This window comes from Pseudodesulfovibrio sp. S3, assembly GCF_004025585.1.
Taxonomy (GTDB): domain Bacteria; phylum Desulfobacterota; class Desulfovibrionia; order Desulfovibrionales; family Desulfovibrionaceae; genus Pseudodesulfovibrio.
Window position 1 is genome coordinate 353,883 of record NZ_QTZO01000001.1, and the last position, 21,823, is coordinate 375,705.

General features: G+C 53.5%; 17 protein-coding genes and 1 tRNA gene. 15 read left to right on the forward strand and 3 right to left on the reverse strand.

Annotated elements, in window-relative coordinates; all coding sequences use genetic code 11:
• Positions 1-295: 295 nt before the first annotated feature.
• The 10 genes from DWB63_RS01775 to DWB63_RS01820 all read left to right on the forward strand — a co-directional run bounded on the left by DWB63_RS01775 (position 296) and on the right by DWB63_RS01820 (position 10,806).
• Positions 296-2,011: a PAS domain-containing sensor histidine kinase gene (locus tag DWB63_RS01775; protein WP_128327080.1), complete on the forward strand. Its 1,716-nt coding sequence runs from the start codon at positions 296-298 to the stop codon at positions 2,009-2,011.
• Positions 2,004-2,435, forward strand: coding sequence for a response regulator (locus tag DWB63_RS01780; RefSeq protein WP_128327081.1), 432 nt, complete (start codon positions 2,004-2,006; stop codon positions 2,433-2,435). The genes DWB63_RS01775 and DWB63_RS01780 overlap by 8 nt, the downstream gene beginning before the upstream one ends.
• Before the next feature lie 45 nt (positions 2,436-2,480).
• On the forward strand, positions 2,481-2,849 hold the full coding sequence (locus DWB63_RS01785) for a response regulator (RefSeq protein WP_241648536.1): 369 nt from the start codon (positions 2,481-2,483) through the stop codon (positions 2,847-2,849).
• A complete protein-coding gene (locus DWB63_RS01790; protein ID WP_128327082.1) occupies positions 2,846-3,229 on the forward strand; it encodes a response regulator in 384 nt (127 codons plus the stop codon). The genes DWB63_RS01785 and DWB63_RS01790 overlap by 4 nt, the downstream gene beginning before the upstream one ends.
• Before the next feature lie 62 nt (positions 3,230-3,291).
• Positions 3,292-4,566, forward strand: a complete 1,275-nt coding sequence (locus tag DWB63_RS01795; protein WP_128327083.1) for a sulfite exporter TauE/SafE family protein — start codon at positions 3,292-3,294, stop codon at positions 4,564-4,566.
• 4 nt (positions 4,567-4,570) lie between these two features.
• Entirely contained in the window at positions 4,571-5,257 is a 687-nt protein-coding gene (locus DWB63_RS01800) for a hypothetical protein (RefSeq protein ID WP_128327084.1), read from the forward strand.
• A gap of 131 nt (positions 5,258-5,388) precedes the next feature.
• Complete coding sequence (locus DWB63_RS01805; RefSeq protein ID WP_128327085.1) at positions 5,389-6,873, forward strand: ATP-binding protein; 1,485 nt, start codon at positions 5,389-5,391, stop codon at positions 6,871-6,873.
• Positions 6,870-8,219: a sigma-54 dependent transcriptional regulator gene (locus tag DWB63_RS01810; RefSeq protein ID WP_241648537.1), complete on the forward strand. Its 1,350-nt coding sequence runs from the start codon at positions 6,870-6,872 to the stop codon at positions 8,217-8,219. Before DWB63_RS01805 ends, DWB63_RS01810 begins: the two co-directional genes overlap by 4 nt.
• Positions 8,220-8,396: 177 nt before the next feature.
• Positions 8,397-9,446, forward strand: coding sequence for an FUSC family protein (locus DWB63_RS01815; RefSeq protein ID WP_128327086.1), 1,050 nt, complete (start codon positions 8,397-8,399; stop codon positions 9,444-9,446).
• Between the two features lie 337 nt (positions 9,447-9,783).
• Positions 9,784-10,806, forward strand: a complete 1,023-nt coding sequence (locus DWB63_RS01820; protein WP_164879742.1) for a linear amide C-N hydrolase — start codon at positions 9,784-9,786, stop codon at positions 10,804-10,806.
• A 155-nt stretch (positions 10,807-10,961) separates the two neighbouring features.
• Here the strand turns inward: DWB63_RS01820 and speA are convergent, their stop codons facing one another.
• From speA to DWB63_RS01835, 3 genes are all read right to left on the reverse strand, one after another.
• Complete coding sequence (gene speA / locus DWB63_RS01825; RefSeq protein WP_128327088.1) at positions 10,962-12,875, reverse strand: biosynthetic arginine decarboxylase; 1,914 nt, start codon at positions 12,873-12,875, stop codon at positions 10,962-10,964.
• A gap of 439 nt (positions 12,876-13,314) precedes the next feature.
• Positions 13,315-13,833 (reverse strand): hypothetical protein, encoded by a 519-nt coding sequence (locus DWB63_RS01830; RefSeq protein WP_128327089.1) that lies wholly within the window; start codon positions 13,831-13,833, stop codon positions 13,315-13,317.
• A 249-nt stretch (positions 13,834-14,082) separates the two neighbouring features.
• Positions 14,083-14,159 (reverse strand) — tRNA-Pro (locus tag DWB63_RS01835).
• A gap of 235 nt (positions 14,160-14,394) precedes the next feature.
• On the opposite strand from DWB63_RS01835, the gene DWB63_RS01840 reads away from it, so the two are divergent.
• From DWB63_RS01840 to DWB63_RS01860, 5 genes are all read left to right on the forward strand, one after another.
• Positions 14,395-15,444 (forward strand): chemotaxis response regulator protein-glutamate methylesterase, encoded by a 1,050-nt coding sequence (locus tag DWB63_RS01840; RefSeq protein WP_128327090.1) that lies wholly within the window; start codon positions 14,395-14,397, stop codon positions 15,442-15,444.
• Positions 15,445-15,491: 47 nt separating this feature from the next.
• Positions 15,492-17,429: a HEAT repeat domain-containing protein gene (locus tag DWB63_RS01845; RefSeq protein WP_128327091.1), complete on the forward strand. Its 1,938-nt coding sequence runs from the start codon at positions 15,492-15,494 to the stop codon at positions 17,427-17,429.
• A 9-nt stretch (positions 17,430-17,438) separates the two neighbouring features.
• Entirely contained in the window at positions 17,439-18,314 is an 876-nt protein-coding gene (locus DWB63_RS01850; protein ID WP_128327092.1) for a protein-glutamate O-methyltransferase CheR, read from the forward strand.
• A gap of 59 nt (positions 18,315-18,373) precedes the next feature.
• Positions 18,374-18,742 (forward strand): response regulator, encoded by a 369-nt coding sequence (locus DWB63_RS01855; RefSeq protein ID WP_128327093.1) that lies wholly within the window; start codon positions 18,374-18,376, stop codon positions 18,740-18,742.
• An 87-nt stretch (positions 18,743-18,829) separates the two neighbouring features.
• Positions 18,830-21,799, forward strand: coding sequence for a chemotaxis protein CheA (locus DWB63_RS01860; RefSeq protein ID WP_128327094.1), 2,970 nt, complete (start codon positions 18,830-18,832; stop codon positions 21,797-21,799).
• Positions 21,800-21,823: the final 24 nt, after the last annotated feature.

Below are 21,823 nucleotides of genomic sequence, written 5' to 3' on the forward strand. Positions count from 1 at the left end.
GGGTGGATATTGCCCAGGTGGTACATTTTGTATCGACGGGGCAAAATGTACCACTATGTGGCTGAGAACAGCCCCTATGGTGTTTTTTGCTTGAGGTGGGGGGAGTGTGTTTGACCAGGGTTCGGAGTGGGTTTTTGTAAAAAAGTAATTATTTCAATGCTAAGTGCGTGGGTAAAATCAACCGGATATTTGATGGCGGTAGGAGTTGATGGCACGCTGTTTGCTCATGATGGATATCGACAGGGGAGAATTGTATCAGGCGATAGGGTTACTGCGGTCACAATGAGAACATGCCATGCATCTCGAGAAGAAATCACCATATGAAAAGCTGTCACGCAACATCGCGCTGACCGTGATAACGGTGTCCATCGCTCCACTCATACTCCTGGGCAGTGTCATCTTTGATCAGTTCCGTTCGATATACAGGGAAAAGGTTTATGCCCATCTGGCAGAGGTCGTTGACAAGCACGCCCACAATATCAATACATTTCTTCAAGACAAGCTTGCCGAGGTCCAGTACGTCAGCCGGACCTTTACCTTTGATCAGCTCAGTTCTCCCGTGTTTCTGGATAAGACGTTGAAGAAGATGCAGCAGCAGTACGGGCGCATTTTTGTCGACCTTGGGGTCGTGGATGAAGAAGGTGTTCAAGTTGCCTATGCCGGTCCCTTCAATCTGCTTGGAGCGGACTACTCCAAGGCGGAGTGGTTCCTCAATTCACAGGGGGCCAATGCCGGTATCAGCGACGTCTTCGAGGGGCTGCGTCAATCTCCTCATTTTATTATTTCCATAAACAACGGTCCTCTTGGAAGCAGGTGGACGTTAAGGGCCACAATCGATTTTCTCGCCTTCAGTTATTTGGTGCAGAACATCCGAATCGGTGAGACCGGTTTTGCATACATCCGGAACAGCCGCGGGGTATACCAGACCCGGCCCAAGGATGAAGTAAATCAGGATCTCGAATTGACGCCGCACCGGGAACTGAAGCACGAGGTTTCCCTTGTCGGGGTTTCTATATACGAATCAATCGACGATGCCGGCGACAGGTATGTGACGGTTTCCGCTCCCATCAAGGGCGGGGAATGGGAGTTGGTCTATCAGCAAAAGACTTCGGACGTCTTTTCTGCCATGAACCGCACGGAGCTGGTGACGCTGGCCATATTCCTTCTTGGGGGATTGGGGATCGTGGTCATGGCGGTCGTCATTTCCCGCAAGCTGGTGGTCCGCTGTCAGATCGCCGATCAGGAGTCGGAGATGATGACCAGGCAGATGGTGGAGACCGGCAAGCTGGCTGCTATCGGTGAATTGGCCGCCGGTATTGCTCACGAGATTAATAATCCTGTGGCCATCATGATAGAGGAAGCGGGTTGGGTCAGCGATCTTCTTGAGGATGAAGGCTCGGATATGCCTTCTTCCAATGAGATCAATCGTGCCTTGGCGCAGGTGGCGAATCAGGGCCGCCGTTGCAAGGATATCACGCACAAGCTGCTCAGTTTCGCACGCCAGACCGATCCGCGGGTGACAGCAGTTGCCTTGCAGCCGCTTATTCGTGAGGTGGTTGATCTTTCCATGCAGCAGGCACGATTTGCACAGGTGGATTTTTCCCTCAAGTTGGCAGAGAACATCCCTTCCATTCGCGCATCAGCCACCGAGTTGCAGCAGGTTTTGCTCAATCTCATAACCAACGCCATTCAGGCCATGGAGCCGGAAGGCGGAATCCTGACCATTTCTTGCGGCATGAAGGAAGACCATGCCGTGATCAAGGTCGCGGACACCGGTCCCGGCATTCCGGCCGCCAATCTGAATCGAATTTTTGATCCGTTCTTCACTACCAAGCCTGTGGGCAAGGGGAGCGGTCTGGGGCTGTCCATTTGTTATGGAATAATTCATCAGATGGGCGGGGAGATAGACGTGGAAAGCACCGTTGGCAAGGGGACCCGTTTTACCCTCCGGCTCCCTTTGTCGTTAGCGCCGAAGCAACGTGAAAACCAACAGGAGAATCACCATGACTGATGCCGTTGTTCTGATAGTAGATGATGAGGTGGGGTTTGTGGAAACCATGTCCAAGCGGTTGGAGAAGCGCAACATGGTCGTCTACCAGGCCTTCGACGGAGACGGAGCCATGAATCAGCTTGCTGCGCATTCAGACATCCAGGTCGTGATTCTGGACATGAAGATGCCCGGCAAGGACGGGATCGTCGTCCTGCAGGAGATCAAGGAAACCTATCCCCTGGTGGAGGTCATCATGCTGACCGGTCATGCAACTGTTCCCTCGGCCGTGGAAGGCATGCAGCACGGCGCGTTCGATTACCTGATGAAGCCGTGCAGTTTTGACGAGCTGAATCAGAAGATTCGGGAAGCCCGCTCGCTCAAGGAGGAGCATGACGAAGAGGTGGTTGAGGCCAGGATCAATGACATATCCGGTCGTATGGCGTAAGGTGCGGGTAAAAACGTGTGCGGGACATTGGCCGGAGACCGGAGCGTGAAGCTGCTTATCGTTGATGATGAGACAGGGTTTGCCGAAGTCTTGTGCAAGCGCATGAGAAGACGGGGGGTGGATGCTACTCCGGCTTCAAACGGCGAGGAAGCTGTGCGCCTGCTTCGCCGAAACGAGTATGATCTGGCCATCGTGGACCTCAAGCTTCAGGGGATGGACGGTGTTGAAATCCTGAAGGTTTTTAAACTGATGGCGCCGGATATGCCAGTGCTCATGCTCACGGGGCATGGGAGTGTAGAGGCTCGTGACGAGTGTATCAAGCTCGGTGCAGCCGGGTATTTGTCCAAGCCTTTTGACTTTGAAAAACTGTATGGCAAGGCATTGCGCCTGGGTGCAGGGAGTGTGTCCTCATGAGTGATATCAGAGTGCTGCTCATCGACGATGAGGTCGATTATATCACGACCTTGGCCAAGCGTCTCGACCGCAGGGGACTCTCAATATCCCTGGCAGGCGGAGGGGGGCAGGCTCTTGAGCTTATGGCGCGGGAAACGTTCGATGTGGTTCTGCTTGATATCAAGATGGCCGGTATGGATGGAATCAAGACGTTAAGCGAGATCAAACAGCGGCACCCTCAGGTGGAGGTGATCATGCTTACCGGTCACGCCAACACGAATCTTGTCATTTCGAGCTTGGCCATGGGGGCTTACGATTATCTGATGAAACCGGTGGACGTGGATGCCCTGATCCTCAAGATCGAGGACGCGGCAGCAAGGAAAAAAAGCAATCTGGAGTGATGGGGCGCAGCGCCAAGGCTTCGGATGGGCATAAACCAAACAAGAGGAAGCGAGGAATAGTTATGCGTTTTTTTAATCAGTGGGGAAGGTTCATGTTGGCGGGGGCCGGTGCTCTCGCTCAATGGGAAATCGAAAATGCCAAGTCCATAACGAGTAGCCGAAAGAAGCTTATAATCATTGGATTGATGATCATTCCCATCATTTTGGGAGGTATTGCCTTTGCCGATGAGCTTGGCCCTGTCCTGCCGCAGTTGCTGGGCGGGAAGAAGGCCTACAGTCCCGCCTTCTACAGCATGGGCATCTTTTTCGTGTCCATTGCCATCGGCGTGGGCGCCGGTCTGATCACCGGTTGCATCGGTGCCGGAGGCGGATTCATCATTGCTCCGGCCCTCATGTCAGCAGGGATCAAGGGCATCCTGGCGGTCGGTACCGATCTGTTTCACATCTTTGCCAAGGCGATCATGGGAAGCGTTATTCACCGCAAGCTCGGCAACGTATCAGTGCCGCTGGCAGCGGTCTTCCTCGTGGGTGCCATTATCGGGGCCACGGCAGGCGGTCTCATCAACCGTATCCTGTATGAGATCAACCCCGTGCTCAGCGATGCTTTCATCACCTCGGTCTATTCCTTCATGCTCGGCTTCCTCGGCTTCTATGCCCTGACTGACTTCCTGCGTTCCCGCAAGACGGCCAGCGGCGGCGGGGCACATGGCGGAGAGGGTGTGGAGCTCGGCGCCATGTCCCGGAGTCTGCAGGATGTCAACTTCCCGCCCATGGTCAAGTTCGATCAGGATCTGGTTCCCGGCGGACGGAGCATCTCCTGGATTTTCCTGGTTCTGTCCGGTGCGCTTGTCGGACTGGCCGCAGGCATCATGGGTGTGGGGGGCGGCTTCCTGACCTTCCCGATCTTCGTCTATGTTCTGGGCGTGTCGTCCATGACCACCGTTGGGACCGACATCTTTCAGATCGTGTTTACGGCGGGTTTTGCCTCCATCACCCAGTACGCCATCTACGGCTTCATCTTCTATACCCTGGCCATGGGGATGCTCATCGGTTCTTTGCTGGGTATTCAGATTGGGGCGTTGGTTACCAAGGTCGTACCCGGCATCACCATCCGTGGCTTCTATGCCATGGCGGTCCTGGCCGGTTTCATGAACCGTATCTTCGCCCTGCCGGGCAAGCTTGCCGAAATGGACATCATTTCCATGTCGCCTGGAGTTGGCAGCGTGCTTAACAGCATTGGTATCTGGGCATTTTTCATCGTAATCGGCGGGTTTTCCGTCTGGGTCATCGGGACGTTCCTGATGAACATATCCGCGCTCAAGAGAAAGGAGGCATAGGGTCATGATTTATAACAAGAAGGAATTCTATTTGGGAGTATCCCTCCTGTCGGTGTTCTTCCTGGTGTTGTTCTTCATGTTCCAGCCACTGTTTGATGGACACAACGCCATGCAGTACCTGGATAATCTGTACAACTCCATTTCCAAGGGATCGGTTAACTATGCTCCCCAACTCAAGGCGGAGACCGATGCTTTCAATGACAAGAACGTGGATTTCAAGTTGACCTACGGAACCGAAGCCCAAGCGCAGCAATCCCAATTGCTGTTCGAGAAGGCTGGCAGCAACGCGGTTGCCGATGGCAAGGTCTTGCAGGTTTCGGGTTCGCTGGGTGCCATTTTGGCCGCCAGCCTGGTCGATGCCGAGGCCATGTATCATAATGACGCGAAGGCCATAGAAGACAGGTACGGGCTTGATGCCCGCCGGGCCGTCTTCAATTGGTGGACCAGCATGAAGCTCATGGACAAGGTGCTGACGACGCAGGGAGAGTTCAAGGCCGCCAAGATAATAGGTGTTGTCCAGGCCAAGGCCGTGGAAGCCGCCTACAACTACTTCAAGGTGGAGCCGGTGCACATCATGGACAAGATCGGATTGGTGATCTTCTCCCTTGCTTTCTACGTGTTCTATACCTTGTGGTACGGCTTCGCCATTCTCTTCATCTTTGAAGGATGGGGACTCAGGCTCAGTCATTAGTTTTAATTGCATACCAACCTTAGCCCTAGCATGGCCCGGCAGCAGTCTGCCTGCCGGGCCATGCGTCCTGATGATGAAACGATTTACTTGCATTGGAACTAACTGTATTTTCTCCCGATGAGGAAGTCTGCATGAACCTCCAGAATTATTACGACGCCGTCATGGAGTTGAGCCACGGGATAGTGGTGACGCTCGATTACGATGGAGGAATCATTCACGGCAATACCGAACTCGAAACCCTGTCCGGCTACAGGATTGAGGAGCTGGCAGGGAAGGATTGGTTTGAGGTCTTCATATTCAAGGATGAACGTGCTGTCGCCCGGCGTGCCATTTTTGAAAGCGCACACGGACAGGGGATGTCCGCCTTTGCCGGGAGAATTCGGGCCAAGGATGGTGACACAGTCTACGTCAACTGGAATCTGAAGCCGTTGGCTGATTCCAATGGCAAATTCGTCAGCCTGCTGTGTGTCGGGCAGGACGTGACGGATTTGGTCCTGCGAGAAAAAGGGCTTTTGCGGGAGCGGTTTACCCTTATTGAACGTAACAAGGAATTGAGTTGCCTGTATGCCATCAGTCAGCTCATGGGCGATGTCAATGAGGACCTTGGAGTGCCGTTGAGCAAAGTCGTGAATCTGTTGCCCTCCGCTTTCCAGAATCCTGAAATGACCCGTGTGAAGCTTCGGCTGGGACATCGGAAGTGGGAAACCCCGGGCTATGAGGATACGGAGTTCATGCTTCGATCCGATTTGATGGTGAACATGGAGAAGCGGGGCTCTCTGAGCGTTGCTGTCAGTGAGGATGCCTTTCGTCCCGGATTCATTGAGGACGAGAGAGATCTGTTCGCCACGGTGGTGCAGCAGGTGGTGGTGCTGATTTCCAAGAAGGAAACGCGTATGGCCAAACTGGAGCTGGAGCGGCAACTCCGGCAATCCGATCGGCTGGCCAAGATCGGGCAGTTTTCCGCAGGGGTGGCGCATGAGATCAATGAGCCGTTGGCTAATATCCTCGGATTTGCCGAGCTGGCTCTTCAGACTCCGAACCTGTCCGAACAATTGGTTACCGATCTCAACAATATTGTTGACTCCTCGTTGCATGCTCGCGAAATAATTCGGAAGTTGATGTTCTTCGGCCGACAGCTTCCGCCGCAACCGACCCTTATAGATTTTAACGATACCGTTGAGCAGGCATTGCGCATTACTGAATCCGGAGCCATGCGCGGCGATATCGAACTGGTGCGGGAGTATGACACATCCTTGCCGAAGCTGTTGGCGGACCCGCAGCACATAAAGCAGGTGGTGGTCAATCTGGTGGTGAATTCCATCCAGGCCATGGGCGAGGGCGGAAGGGTGACCATCCGTACCATGAGCCACCAGAATGACGCGTATCTCATTATTGAAGACAATGGGCCGGGCATGACACCGGACGTGCTCAAGATGATTTTCACGCCTTTTTTCACCACTAAGGACGTCGACAAGGGATCAGGCCTCGGATTGTCCGTGATCCACGGCATAGTCAAAGCCCACGGTGGCGTTATTCAGGTGGAAAGTGCACCGGGACAGGGGACAAGGGTGGAAGTGGCCTTTCCCTGCCCGCAGCAGTGCAAGGGGGATGAATGATGAGTGGTGCTATCCGTATCCTTGCCGTGGACGACAGCAAGTCCACCCTGGAGGTGCTCAAGCGAAACCTTCAACCCGCGGGCTACGAGGTCTTTACCTGCAATCGGGTGGATGAGGCCCTGGCCTTGTTGGAGGATCTGACCATAGACCTGGTCATCACCGACTATCGGATGCCTGTGTCTTCGGGGTTGGATCTCATCAAGCACGTACGGGCCAACCTTCCTGATGTGGAAATAATGATGATCACCGGCTATCCTTCCATCCCCGGAGCCGTGGAAGCCATCAAGGACGGGGCAGGGGAGTACTTGGCCAAACCGTTCACCACGGAGGAGCTGCTGTCCTCGGTGAATCGCATTGTGGAGCGTTTGCAGAGAAGGCGCGTGCTTGCATCGGCAGACACCCCGCCACATAATTTCGGCATCATCGGCACCTCTCCGGAGATGGAGCATGTCTTTCAGCGGATCAGCAAGGCTTCGGCTACTGACGCCAATGTCCTGATCAGTGGCGAGTCCGGTACGGGCAAGGAGTTGGTGGCTCGGGCAGTGCACTACAACAGTGACCGCCGGACCGCTTCATTCGTGCCGGTCAACTGCACGGCCATTCCGGACAGCCTGGTGGAGAGCGAGCTTTTCGGGCACGTCAAGGGTGCCTTTACCGGCGCCAAGGAGTCCCGGGCCGGGTTTTTCGAGGCAGCCAACGGAGGTTCCATCTTCCTGGACGAAATCGGTGACACCAGTCCCAGTATGCAGGCCAAACTGCTCAGGGTCATCCAGTCCAAGGAGTTCTGCAAGGTTGGGTCCAGCATAGTGAAGACCGTGGATGTGCGCATCCTGGCGGCAACTCACAAGGACCTGCGCCGCATGGTGGATGAAGGGACCTTCCGCGAGGACCTTTACTACCGCATCAATGTGGTGGACATTAAGGTTCCGCCTTTGTACGAACGCGGTGACGACATGTTCGTGCTCATCAACCACTTTTTGGCGCAGTTCTCCAAGGTCATGCACCGGACACCGCCGAGTCTTACGGATGAAGCCCTGCAGGCGCTACGGAGGCACGACTGGCCCGGCAACGTCCGAGAGCTGGAGAATCTCATTCAGCGGCTGGTCGTCATCGTGGATCATGACCCCATCGAAATCACGGACCTGCCCGAGACCATGCGGTTCAGTTTGCCCAGGGAGGGGAGCGTCAACCGTACGCTCGATGAAGTGGAATTCGAACATATCAAGAATGTTCTGGTCATGACCGGGGACAACAAGAGCCGTGCTGCAGAAGTCCTTGGCATCAATCGAAAGACGCTCAGGGAAAAGCTCAAGCGAATGGAGTTGCTCAAGCATCCCGGAGATTAGCCATGCCAGTCTTGCCGGTGTGTTTCCGGCAATGGTTCCGGCGTATCCGATGAATCGGGATCAGTATGACACTTGAGGCTTGACCCGTCTCTGTGAGTGTGAGAAAGGGCGGTGCAACGTTGACCTGCTTGTCAATACGGGTATGGTTGCATTCTCGGACACTCAACAAGGCGTACCATGTCTTTCATCAGGGAACATTTCATTAACGGGCACGTGCGGCACGGCCTTAAGGTCGGGCTGGCCAGTGTACTGGCGTATTATTTGTCCGGGTTTGTGGGGCTTCCCTACGCTTATTGGGCGGTCATCACCACCGTTATCGTCATGCAGATGCACGTGGCGGACTCAATCAATATGTGCCTGTATCGCTTTACCGGCACGGCCATTGGCGCGGTCATAGGCATACTGCTCATTCTGATCTTTCCGCCCACGCCCGGCGCCACCATGCTCGGCCTTTTTGTCGGAGCCGGAGTTTGCGCCTATCTGACACGCTACAATGAGCGATTCCGCATGGCGGCCATCACTGTGGCCATCGTGTTTCTGACCAGTCTGGACGCGGAGAATCGTATCGAGTTCACCCTGTTCAGGGTGGTGGAGATCGGTGTTGGCGTACTCTGCGCGTTCGTCGTCTCGGTTGTTGTCTTGCCGAGTCGCGCCGGGGCGGTTCTGCGCGGGAAGCTGAGGGATCAGTATGAGGAACTGGCCACTCACTATACCATACTCATGGACAACTTTCTCAAGCGGCAAAAAAAGACGGACCCGGACCTGTTTTTTGATCTGGCGGTAGAGGCCCAGAAGAATCGTGAGATGTTTCATAAGGTGTTTGTCACGGAAAGTCGTTTCTTCAGGGACGACGTGAGGTTGCTCTCCCTGCAGGTGACCGTGCTTCAGTCCGTGCTCGAGCGGCTTCAATCCATGCCCATCCTGTTGAACGACGTGGAGGGTGATGGGTTTGACATTATCATGGCCCCTGAGCTTACCAGATTGGCCAAGGCCACTTCCGAGGCCTTGCGGGCCATTGGTCAGGGTGTTCCGCACGACACCCACGAGCTGGCTGCGGCTGTGGACGTCATTGAAAACCGTTTCATCGAGCTGCGAAGCCAGGGGGTGACCGGACGTTTCTCTGCCCGCCGTCTTTTTCAGGTGCTCAGTTTTATCAACACCTCCCAACACCTTGGCGAATACGTTCTCGGCGTGCTCAACAAACCGGAGATGGCCCAATTGAAATAGGTGGATTGAGCTTTGGTGCACAGAGGATTCACGGTGAATTGCCGCGAATCCTTTTTTTTGTTCATGGTGTTTGATTATGAAATTAAGAAATGACTCAATTGTTCCTTTATTTTTATTGGATGAATAAAGATTTACCCTAATCAGGTTGACATGAAGCCATGCCCGTAAGAAATAGGAGGGTGAGGGAAGGGCTGTTGGGCAAGTTGAGAGTCATATTTTTTTAATCGAGTGGAGGAGAAATTCGATGGTTCATTCTCGTTTCAGACTATTCCTGCTGTTATTTCTTTTCAGCACAGTGTTGTTGGTCGGCTCGGTCGCCTCATATGCGTGCACCGGAATGCGCGTCATTGCAAAGGACGGCTCGGTGGTGTGGGTTCGTTCCATGGAATTCGGCACTTCAACCAAATCCGATATCATGATCGTGCCGCGAGGCATGGCATGGACTTCCTCGGCCCCCGACGGGAAAAAAGGCATGCAGTGGACCAATAAATATGCCTTCGTCGGTCCCAACGGATTTGCAATGGAGAGTCCCCTTGAGGGCATGAACGAGAAGGGCCTGTACGTTGGCGGTTTTTGGATGGCGGCAGGGGAGTCGGAGTATCCCAAGATCAAGCCTGCCGATTATTCCCAGACAATATCCCAGGCTGACTTTGGAGCCTGGCTCCTGGGCAATTGTGCCTCGGTGGCTGAAGTGAAGGAAAGGGTCCCCCAATTGAAGCTGACCGGAGTTGAGGTTGAGTTTCTTCATATGTCCCCGCTCGTCCACTGGTCCGTGGTGGATGCGAGCGGCAAGGCCGTTGTTATCGAGTCCATAGGCGGGGTGATTACGGTTTCGGAAAATCCTGTGGGCGTTTTCACCAATGCCCCGTCGTTCGGTTGGCATCTGAACCACCTGCGCATGTATATAAATTTGCGTCCGGACAATGTGCAGCCCTTCAAGCTCGGTGATTACAAGATCACGCCGTTGGGGCAGGGAACGGGGCTGCTCGGGTTGCCCGGCGACCAGACTCCGCCTTCACGGTTTGTGCGGGCTGCTTTCTATGCCAACACTGCGCTTCAACCCGAGGATGCGGATGGCTCCGTGACTCTGGGCATGAACCTGATCGCCAACTTCTCCATCCCCAAGGGACTGTCCAGCGGGATCGGCGGCGACGGGAAACAGGAATTCGACTATACGCAGTGGACCACTGTATACGATTTCAACAGAAAAGCCCTGTACTTCCGGACTTATGATGATCAGGACTACAAGAAGGTCAGCTTTGACAAGCTGCCGTTGGACGGGAAGAAATTGCTCTTCATCCCCATGTGGAATGTGAAGCCGACGTACGCAGATGTGAGCGGACAGGCAAAGACGCACTAAAGAGGCGGGGTTTGTATCCCCTGTGTCTCCTTGGACGACATAATCAGGAAAAGGACTTGCGGAGAGTGACCGCAAGTCCTTTTTTCTGGCCGGGATGAGAAGGGGTGCCCCATGCTGGCAGGCGAAGGAGTCGACTGGGTTTGGATGTCTCCGGTTTATCTTTCCAGGTAGGTGTAGCCCTGCAGGCCGCTTTTGTATGCCTGGAGGATTTCCCGTCTCTGTGCCGGAGTTATCCGGCCTTGGCGCACACTGTTTTCAGCCGTTTCCCGGAAGCGGGTCAGCAGGGCTTTGGTGTCGTATTCCACATAGGAAAGGACATCTTCCACAGTGTCGCCTTCCAATTCGCCGACAAAATCGAATTTACCGTTCTCGCCTATCCTGACAGTGACGACATTGGTGTCACCGAGCAGGTTGTGCAGGTCGCCGAGTGTTTCCTGGTATGCCCCGACAAGGAAAGCGCCAAGGTGGTATTCTTCAGAATTCTTCAATGGATGCAGAGGCATTGTTCGTTTGACGCCCTGTCGGTCGATGAACCGGTCGATCTTGCCGTCGCAGTCGCAGGTGATGTCGGCCAGGAATCCCTCGCGGGTCGGTGCTTCGCCGAGCCTGTGTACCGGCATGATCGGGAAGAGCTGTCCGATGGCCCATGCGTCGGGCAAAGATTGGAACACACTGAAATTGCAGTAGTAAATGTCGGAAAGTGTTTGAATGACGCCCTCAAGCTCTTGGGGGATAGTGGGCAGGTCCCTGGCGATTGTCGCGATGCGCTGGATGGTTTGCCAGAATACGTTTTCCCCCAGAGCGCGTTCCCGAAAGGATATATTGCCTTGATTGAAGGCCTGACGGACTTCATCCCGGTAGTAGAGGATGTCGTTGTAGCAGGTTTGGACATTGCGCAGATTCAAGGACTGCATTGTTTCGTGAAGGTGCAGGATGTGAATATAGGTATCTTGAGGCAGTTCTTTTGGAAGCGGCTCCGGTACGAAGCGGGCGGTATCCAGTACATTGAAGAGCAGTATGGAATAGTACGCGACCAGTGCCCGACCCGATTCGGTGATGATGGTCGGATGCGGCACACCCTGTTCGTCGAGTACGGTCATGACGCCTTCGACCACATCGACACAGTATTCATCTACTGAATAGTTGCGGCTGCTCATGAAGTTGGTCTTTGTGCCGTCGTAATCTACGGCAAGACCACCGCCGAGGTCGAGGTAGCGCATTCCGGCGCCTTCTGCCACCAAGCCTGCATAGACTCGGCTTGCTTCGGCCACACCGCTACGGATTTCGCGGATGTTGGGAATCTGCGAGCCCAGGTGGTAATGAAGCAGTTGCAGACAATCGAGCATCCCGGCTTCCTTGAGGCTGTCGATGCTGTCGATGACCTGCGCTGCATTGAGGCCGAAGATGGAACGGTCGCCGCCGGAATCGGCCCAAAGGCCGTTGGCCTGTGTGGAGAGCTTGACGCGAACGCCAAGATTGGGCTTGACCCCAAGCGCCTTGGAGCGTTCGACAATGAGTGGTAGTTCACCAGGCATTTCGATTACCAGTACGCAATTGAAACCCAGTTGGGTCGCGTGCAGGGCCAGGTTGATGAATTCCTCATCCTTGTACCCGTTGCATACGAGTACAGCCTCATTATCGTTGAGCATGCCCATGGCCGCAATGAGCTCGGCCTTGCTGCCGGCTTCCAATCCGTGGTGGTACTTCTTGCCATGACGGGTCACGGCCTCCACCACCTGTTGTTGCTGGTTGACCTTGATGGGATATGCGCCAAGATACGATCCTTGGTAGTCAAGGTTCTTTATGGCTGCAATGAAGCTGTTGTTGAGCAGGGAAATCTGTGTTTCGAGGAGGTTTTCGATGCGGAGAAGTACGGGCATGTCGAGGCCCCGCGCCTGAATGCCCGCGATTATTTCAGGAATGCTGACCGCGTTTCCGAAGTTGCCTGGCGCAGCGGTTACCTGAAGATCACCGGACTCGGAAATGCCGAAGAAACCGGCACCCCAATCCCGAACGCCATAGAGTTCCGTGGATCGTTCAACGGTCCATCTTTCCAAGGGTGGGGTCATTCAAATATCCTCCAGCCGAATTAGGATTTGGGAAAAAACGGTTTTTTGCATCAGCTGTTTCTGATTCTCAAACATGAAAGCGGGAGTTATGAGCGGGGTGGTCAAAAGTCAATACAAATGTACGTGCGTCTGCATATGCGGTGCGTATCAGAAGAGTCCTACCTCACTGGCAGTCTGGCGGCATGCCCATCTCAAGGCGGTGTGCAGGTGCTGGAAAAGAAAAGGGTTTATGGAGTGATTCCATAAACCCTTGATTTATCTGGTCGGGATGAGAGGATTTGAACCTCCGGTCTCTGCGTCCCGAACGGGATGGATTACGTTGTATCCTTTGTAGTCACTGTATTTATTTTTGTATGTCACATGAAAAATACCCGTAAAATGGGTCTAAAATGTAACAAGAAATGTGACAGTATCAAGTCGTACTGTTTTGTTCTATTGATTAGACTTTTAGCCTTTTTTTTACTGTGGCTCGGTAATCAATGAAGGCTGCTTTGAATGCATCTGCGAGTATGTCGCTTTTGGGCATTACTTCTTGTTCGAACCTGACCCTTTCTCGATCCCGATCAAAGACCCCCTCCATCGTTGCGGGGTCAATAGACTGATCATCGTTACGGGTGGGTAGTCCCTCTATGGCATAGTAGCTTAGTAATTCATCGGTTGCTTTCAGTAGCTGCGTTTTTTTGTTCTCGATAATATCAAAAAGGAATTTGTTAGATGCTTTCGGTGCCTCTGAGAGATAGTGATAAAAATTATTTCTAGCCTGACCAATATGGTAGCTTGAGCGTGCGCCTCCGTAGATTGCTCTCATAGTATTTTCGTCGGCTATGGCATCAAGCGTATGAAATACCCTGATATCATGTTCAGTAGTGAGGTTTTTACTGTCGATATACCGCTTCGACAGGAATCCTAGGCCAAAAGTCAAAATTGGAATTCCTATGTCCTTAATTAGTTCCCACATGGCAATCTCTTGGTACGGGGTTAGGACTTATAGTGGCAAGGGCTGTAGACTGATATTTAAGTATATCTTTTTATCAGAGCAATCAATGAACGCACGAGGAGCAATCTATGCGTTCAGAGCGCAAAGCATATCGTTGATATTATGTCAGAATCTTGGCTTTTTTTTGATTTGGCGTTGGAAAAATGTGACAAATTATGTGATGAACAGAAAAAGGCACTTACGAAAACTTCCGTAAGTGCCTGTAATATCTGGTCGGGATGAGAGGATTTGAACCTCCGGTCTCTGCGTCCCGAACGCAGCGCTCTACCAGACTGAGCCACATCCCGATTGCGTGAGAGGGATGTTTAGTCCACAGGTTTCAAAAAGGCAAGGTAAAAATGCAACTTGGAGCCAAGGTTGTGGACAAAGGAATTAAAGATGCCTAAAGTCAGAATTTGAATGAATAAAAAAAGGTAGTCATGGCAGTCCGTAGGGATGTTTGCTGCAAAATGCAATCCCGGATTGGTTTGAGGACGTCGCCTGCTGATTGTCTGCCGGCATTAGCTCTAAGGAGAGTTGTTTGTGATTAAAGTGCTCGTCGTTGATGATTCCGCCTTCATGCGCAAGGCCATCAGCACCATGCTCGACAAGGACCCCTCCATCGTTGTGGTGGGTGTTGCTCGTGACGGCCAGGAAGGGCTGAACATGGTGCGCGAGCTTGATCCCGATGTCGTGACAATGGATATCGAAATGCCGAAAATGGACGGTTTGACCGCCCTTCGGCATATTATGATGGAGTCTCCCAGGCCTGTACTCATGGTCAGTTCTCTGACCACAGAGGGGGCCCAGTCCACGCTGAAGGCCATGGAGCTCGGGGCTGTTGATTTCATCCCCAAGCAATTATCCAAAGTATCTTTGGATATTATCAAGATCGAGAAGGATCTGATCGAAAAGGTCAAAGCCGTTGCCGCGCGCAAGATGCGGCATGTGGTGGCCCGAACTGCGGTCCGCCCCAAACTTAAACCGGCTGCACCTTTCGCGCGTCCGACCGGTCGACCTCTACGGGATGTTGTCGTCATTGGCGTGTCCACGGGGGGACCTCCGGTGGTGCAGAAGATTTTGTCTTCGCTTCCTGCCGATTTCCCGGCCGGTATCGTTATCGCCCAACATATGCCTGCCGCATTTACTGGTCCTTTTGCCGCGCGTCTGGACAGTGTCAGCAATATCAAGGTCAAGGAGGCCGAGACCGGTGACGTGCTCAAGGCCGGACACGCCTTTGTGGCTCCTGGCGGAAGGCATGTGATCCTTGACCAGAAAATCAGTCGTATCGATTTGATCGTTTCCGAAGAGCCTCGGGAAGCCTTGTACAAACCTTCAGCCAATGTGCTCATCAGTTCTGCAGCGGAAGCCGTGGGACGTCGGGGGCTCGGTGTGATCCTGACCGGCATGGGCAACGATGGATGTGAAGGAATACGTGATCTCAAGGCTAAAGGGGGCCGTGCCCTGGCCCAGAGTGATTCCACCTGCGTGGTGTACGGTATGCCCAAGGCCGTTGTTGACGAGAACCTTGTCGATGAGGTTGTTGATCTTGACGATATGGCCGAGTCCATCATCGCGAATTTATTCAAGTAGAAAACAAACAAGGATCCATGAATCCACATAGTGGGAGGGCTGACGAAATGGCGGATTGCACCGAGTATCTGGCGCTGCTGGGTAGCGACAACAAGGAAGTTGTGCGGGAGAGCGCGTTTCGAGCCGGCGAGGATAATTGTGTGGAGGCGGTACCCAAGCTGGCTGAATTGCTCAAGACCAACCATCTGGGCATTCAGGAAGCGGTTGACAGTTCCTTGCGCAAGATCGGCGGCAAGGAGACCGTGCAGGCCGTCATTCCGCTCCTGCGTTCCGATGAGGCTCCCGTGCGTAACCTGTCCATGGATATCCTGCGTGAGGTTGGGAATCAGGACATGGCCTCCCTGATACATCTGACTCAGGATGAAGACACGGATATCCGCATTTTTGTCGCCGACATACTTGGTTCCACCAATAGCATCCTGGCGGTCAAGCCCCTGTGTGACGCCCTGCTCAAGGATCCGGAGGTCAACGTCCGATATCAAGCCGCCGTCAGTCTGGGCGAATTGGGCATGGAAGACGCCACCCCATGTCTGAACAAGGCCATCGATGACGAGGAATGGGTCCAGTATTCCGTCATCGAGGCATTGACCAAGATCGGCCATGCCAGTTCCGTGGATGCGTTGGTCAAGGCCCTGGATGGAGCCTCGGATTTGGTGGCGTCCATGATTATCGATTCACTGGGGGAAATGGGCAACGTCAAGGCCGTGACCATGTTGCTCAAACGTATGTCCGACTCCCCGACTGCACTGCGCAACAAGATCGCCAAGGCCATAGTCAAGATTCTTGGCGGCAAGTCCCTGACCCTGTTGAGCGACGACGAGCGCGAGCGGTTCAAGCTCTATCTGCTGGTTGCTCTTCAGGACGAGGATGTGGAGATTCAGGACGCTGCCATTCAGGGACTGGCTTATCTGGGCGGCGAAGAGGCTTCGAGAGGTATTCTGCAGATTGCCGGTGCCCTGGATCAGGATCGGGATCAGGAGCGGCTGCAGTCGATCATAACCTTCCTGGCGCAGATAGGTCTGACCGAGGCCCTCAAGGTCGGCTTGCTCGGCGAGAATCAGGATGTTGCAAGGGTCACCGTGCAGACGCTTTCCCAGATCAGTCCCAAGGGGGTTGAGGAGAACAGGAAGGTCTGCGATATCCTCATGGGTGCTTTTTGGAAGGCCGGGTTGCCTGTGCAGCGGCAGATAGTCAGTGTTGTGGCTGCTCATGGGTTCGAGCAGGCCAAGGACTTTTTTGTCAAAATATTGAATGAACACGACGACGGCACCGTGTTGAAGAGCGCTGTCTATCTTTTGGGAGAACAGCTTCGGCTGGCAGAAGTTGCTGGCAGGATTTTTCCGCTTTTGGAGCACCCATACGATGACGTTAAGGAAGCTGCCCTTGATGCCTGCATTGCCATCGGCGGGGCTGAGGTCATGGCACGTTTTCGTGATATGTTCGACAGCCCGGACCCCATATCCCGGCTCATGTCCACCTATGCCCTCGGCAAGCTCGCCCCCGTGGAGAATCTGGACATACTGAAACAGGCGGTCGAGGATGAGTTGTCGGATATTCGCAAGGTTGCAGTGGAGGCCCTGGCGTCTGTTGAAGGGCATGACGATATCTGGCGGCCCCTGGTGCTGCATCGTCTTTCCGACGAGAGCAAGGATGTGCGCCTGACGGTCATTGAGATCATGGGACAGCATTATGACGACGATATGGTTCCGCATCTTATTGATGCCTTGAGCGACGATGATGACTGGGTCAAAATCAGGGCCATGGATGCCTTGGGAGAACACTCCACGCCTCAGGCTGTGTCGCTTATGATTGATATGCTGAATAATTCCAACCGGTTTGTCGTTATGAAGGCCATTGAGGCCTTGGGCAATATCGGTGGTGGAGAGGCCTTTGCGGCGCTGTTGGAAGTCACCAACAGCGATGAGTATGAGTTGGTGAGCGCGGCCGAGGAAGCTATCGCCAAGATACAGGACTCACAGGAGTAGGCGCTCTTAATGTCATCCCTTTTTTCCAAAACCATAACCCTTGGCAAAGATCTGAGGATAACGGATCTGGAGTTTTCCCATCTGCGGGACTTCATCTATGCAGAATGTGGAATCTATATTGCGGATAATCGCAAGTATCTGTTGGAAAATCGTCTTGGGAATCGACTCAAGAAACTGAATCTGAAAAATTTTGACGAGTATTACAACCTGCTTCGGTTCGATGTGGGCAAGGCTCAGGAGATGAAGAAGTTGTTCGAGGTCATCACGACCAATGAAACCAGCTTCTATCGCAATCCGCCGCAGCTCAGTGTTTTTCAGAATGAGGTGTTGACCGAAGTGTTCGCCTTCTGTCGCAAGCAGGGACGGAAGTTGCGCATCTGGTCTGCCGGATGTTCAACGGGCGAAGAACCGTACACCATTTCCATGATCATTCATGAGATGCTCAAGGCCGAGGTCGCTTCGTGGGATATTCGGATTACGGCCAACGATCTGTCCGATCGAGTGTTGGAGTCCGCCCGAAAGGGGATTTATAATGACTATACTCTCAGGACGACTCCTCCAGATATCGTAGCGCGGTATTTTGTCATGGACAATGGACAGAACAAGATCAAGCAGGAAGTCAAAAGGCTGGTGAGTTTTGGGCAGATTAATCTGAGGGATCGAGTACAGGTAAAACGGGTAGAGCGATCGCAGGTGATTTTTTGCCGAAATGTCATAATTTATTTTGATGATGAGATGAAGAAGCGGGTTATCAACGCATTTTACGACAATTTGCTGCCGGGCGGTTACCTGATTATCGGGCATTCCGAATCGTTGCATAACATCACGCGTGCGTTCAAACCCATTCACTATCCTGGCGCTATAATTTACAAGAAGGAAGAGTAGGGTATGCACTTAATCGGATTTGATAAAGTGACCCGGATTATGTTATTCAAGGGGGAAGTATGCCTAAACATATTCTGATTGTGGACGATTCGAAGACTGTCCGGAACCTTGTGGCCTTCATCATGAAAAAGGAAGGGTTCAAGGTGACGACCGCTGAAGACGGTTTGGACGGCCTGGAAAAGCTGTACAGTCTCGGTGCAGTCGATTTGATCGTTTCAGATGTCAATATGCCTCGCATGGACGGCTTGACTTTTATTAAAACTGTCAGGGAACAAGCGGCGTATCGGGATATTCCTATCGTGGTTCTTTCTACCGAGGGCCAGGATAAGGATGTTCAGACCGGGCTTACAGTGGGCGCGAACCTCTACATGGTAAAACCTGCTCAACCAGAGAAATTGGTGAGAAACGTCAAAATGTTGCTGGGGTAACGCCTTATATAATCGGTGGAAATCCAACCGACGCGGCGGGAAACGGCTTTTGAATCATAACGCTGTCCCGCAGCCAGAGGGAACTTGATGAACCAGGACTTTCTCGATCCGGAAATCTTATCCGACTTTTTTGTCGAAGCGAAAGAGCATTTGGAGACCATCGAGCCCAACTTGTTGGAGCTTGAGAAGAGCCCTGACAACCTTGGTCTTCTCAATGAAATCTTCAGGCCCATGCATTCCCTGAAAGGGGCATCTGGCTTTCTTGGGCTGAACAAGATCAATGGCTTGGCGCATAAGGCAGAAAACATACTTGATGAGTTGCGCCAGGGGTCCATGCGCGTCACTGCGGCTATCATGGATCTGATCCTTTCGGCCACTGACGCCCTGCGGACCATGGTTGACAATCTGGAGACCAGCGGTGTCGAGGGTCATGTCGACACTGCGCCCATTATTGCTCAGATCGAGCTGGCCCTTGCAGGCCAGTTGCCTGACGTAGAAGATGCTCCGCCGGTTGTGGAGGCCGCTTCAGCCCCTGTGTCTGCGCCGGTTGTTGAACCGGTCGCTATGGTCGAGCCAGCGCACAAGGAACCGGATCCTGTTCTTGAGGAGGCGGTTTCCGTTGAAGAGCCTGTGACCGAAGCGTTCAATCCGCAACCGGATCCCGATTTCGACGCCACCCCGTATGGTCTGACCACGGTCGGGGAGGGGCATCTGGCAGATTTTCTTGAGGAAGCCCAGGAGATCATTGAAAATTTGAACCGTTGTCTGTTGGCCCTGGAAGGCGATCATGACGGCAATGATGAATTGATTAATGACACATTCAGGTATTTCCATAACCTGAAGGGCAATAGCGGAATCATCGGCTTCAAGGAACTCAATTCTCTGACCCATGAGGCTGAGACGCTGCTCAACAAGGTCCGAAAGGGCGAGATAGCTTCGAGTCAGGGTTTGATAGACCTTTTGCTGGCCGCTGTGGATTTAATCGAGGCATTGGTTTCCAAAGTGGATGTGGAGACCAGCAAGATTGAGCCTCTGGATACCAGTATCATGGTGCAGGTATTGCAACGGGTAACCGAGGACGGCAATGTGGACGCTGTCAATGGTATTGTCAGCGATGCCAAGAACGGGGAGGCCAGGGTGGAATCTCAGGCTCCAGTCCAGGCCGAGTCCCAGGCTTCCATTCCAGAAATTCAGGCAGCCGATACCGTTGTCGCTGAACCTGAAGTCGCTGCGAGCGCCGAGTATGATTCCGAGGATGTCGCTCTGTTCGTGCAGACCATCAATCAGCAGTTTGAGGCTGTCGTGGTGGCCTTTGACATGCTCAAGGAGGATTCCGGGCAGAAGGATATCATCGACGGGTTGTTCAGAACGTTTCAGACCATTCAGAATTCCACTGGCTATATGGGCTTCGATGAGATCAAGGAATATGCTGGCCGGACGGTGGGGCTGGTTGATCAGGCCCGCAAATCCGATATGGATTTTTCCCTGATGCTCGATATTCTGGAGCAGGAATACGCCATTCTCAAAGATATGATCATGGTTGTTTTGGAGAAATTGGCCGGTAGTACTGTCGAAGAGCCTCAGGTAGTTGCCGTTGCAGCTGCACCTGCGAAGGTTGATCCTGCTCCTGTCCCCGAACCGGTGGTTGCGTCCAAGCCCGTCGCCGCCCCGGTACAAAAGGTCGAGGCTCCTGTCCCGGACCCCAAACCTGCACCCAAACCCGCTCCCAAGCCCGCTAAGGCGGCGACTACACCTATGTCCAGCGTCAACAAGAAGGATGGCGAAAGTCAATCTGGGTCCAAGCCCAAGGGCTCAAGCACCATCCGTGTGGACCATCACAAACTTGACCATCTCATGAATGTCATCGGTGAGTTGATCATCAACAGGAACCGTTACGCCATGCTGGCCCGCGCCCTTGAAGACGGGCAGGAGGCCGTCCATGTGGTTGCCCAGCAACTCACGGAAACCACCTATGCCATGGCCCGTATTTCCGACGATCTTCAGGATACCATCATGAAGGTTCGCATGGTGCCGGTGCAGACCGTATTTTCCCGTTTCCCCCGCTTGGTCAGGGACTTGAGCCGAAAATCCGGCAAGCAGGTGGAACTGATTCTTGAAGGAGAAGAGACCGAATTCGACAAGTCCGTGGTGGAGGAGATCGGCGATCCGTTGGTCCACCTCGTTAGGAATGCGGTCGATCATGGTCTGGAGGACGAAGCCGAGCGTGTCGCCGCAGGCAAGAAACCCAAGGGGCATGTCTGGCTCAGAGCCTACCACAAAGGCAATTCCGTCGCCATTGAGGTGGAGGACGATGGACGGGGTATGGACCCGGATAAATTGAAACAAGTGGCCGTCCGTAAAGGTGTTATTACCCAGGATGAAGCCAATGCCATGGATGACCGTGAGGCCTTGGACCTTATTTTTGCTCCGGGTTTTTCATCCGCAGAAAAGGTCACGGATATTTCCGGTCGCGGTGTCGGTATGGATGTGGTCAAGACCAACATCAAGAACCTGAAAGGCAGTGTGCACACCCAATCCGAGGTGGGCAAAGGCTCCAAGCTGACCCTGACCTTGCCCTTGACTCTCGCCATCATCGACGCGCTCATGGTTCAGGTGGCAGGCGATACCTTCGCCATCCCCCTGGATGCCGTTTCCGAGACCACCAAAATCGAGGTGGAAAAACTGTCCGATATCAACAACCGCAAAGCCGTTACCCTGCGCGGTGAGGTGCTGGGCATCGTGGAGCTGGCCGAACTGCTGGACCTGCCCCAGTCCATGGACGAACGGGACGTGCTGCCCATGGTTGTCATTCAGGACAACGACCGTCGGCTCGGCCTGGTGGTGGACAGACTCCTGGAACGCCAGGAAATCGTTATCAAGCCTTTGGGGCAATATCTGAACAATTTCAATTTGAAAGGGCTGTCGGGCGCGACTATCATGGGCGATGGTTCCGTGGTCCTGATTCTCGATCCGCATGAGATATACAGCCTGTCCACACAGATGGGACGCAAGCAGGAACCACTGACCGTGGCCGGGGCGTTGCAGAGCGGCAAGTAGCGTCTTTCCTAAAGTATGAAAAAA

Coding starts and splice junctions, on each gene's coding strand:
- DWB63_RS01775 (WP_128327080.1), top strand. CDS start 296: ATGCATCTCGAGAAGAAATCACCATATGAAAAGCTGTCACGCAACATC.
- DWB63_RS01780 (WP_128327081.1), top strand. CDS start 2,004: ATGACTGATGCCGTTGTTCTGATAGTAGATGATGAGGTGGGGTTTGTG.
- DWB63_RS01790 (WP_128327082.1), top strand. CDS start 2,846: ATGAGTGATATCAGAGTGCTGCTCATCGACGATGAGGTCGATTATATC.
- DWB63_RS01795 (WP_128327083.1), top strand. CDS start 3,292: ATGCGTTTTTTTAATCAGTGGGGAAGGTTCATGTTGGCGGGGGCCGGT.
- DWB63_RS01800 (WP_128327084.1), top strand. CDS start 4,571: ATGATTTATAACAAGAAGGAATTCTATTTGGGAGTATCCCTCCTGTCG.
- DWB63_RS01805 (WP_128327085.1), top strand. CDS start 5,389: ATGAACCTCCAGAATTATTACGACGCCGTCATGGAGTTGAGCCACGGG.
- DWB63_RS01810 (WP_241648537.1), top strand. CDS start 6,870: ATGATGAGTGGTGCTATCCGTATCCTTGCCGTGGACGACAGCAAGTCC.
- DWB63_RS01815 (WP_128327086.1), top strand. CDS start 8,397: ATGTCTTTCATCAGGGAACATTTCATTAACGGGCACGTGCGGCACGGC.
- DWB63_RS01820 (WP_164879742.1), top strand. CDS start 9,784: ATGCGCGTCATTGCAAAGGACGGCTCGGTGGTGTGGGTTCGTTCCATG.
- speA (WP_128327088.1), bottom strand. CDS start 12,875: ATGACCCCACCCTTGGAAAGATGGACCGTTGAACGATCCACGGAACTC.
- DWB63_RS01830 (WP_128327089.1), bottom strand. CDS start 13,833: ATGTGGGAACTAATTAAGGACATAGGAATTCCAATTTTGACTTTTGGC.
- DWB63_RS01845 (WP_128327091.1), top strand. CDS start 15,492: ATGGCGGATTGCACCGAGTATCTGGCGCTGCTGGGTAGCGACAACAAG.
- DWB63_RS01850 (WP_128327092.1), top strand. CDS start 17,439: ATGTCATCCCTTTTTTCCAAAACCATAACCCTTGGCAAAGATCTGAGG.
- DWB63_RS01855 (WP_128327093.1), top strand. CDS start 18,374: ATGCCTAAACATATTCTGATTGTGGACGATTCGAAGACTGTCCGGAAC.
- DWB63_RS01860 (WP_128327094.1), top strand. CDS start 18,830: ATGAACCAGGACTTTCTCGATCCGGAAATCTTATCCGACTTTTTTGTC.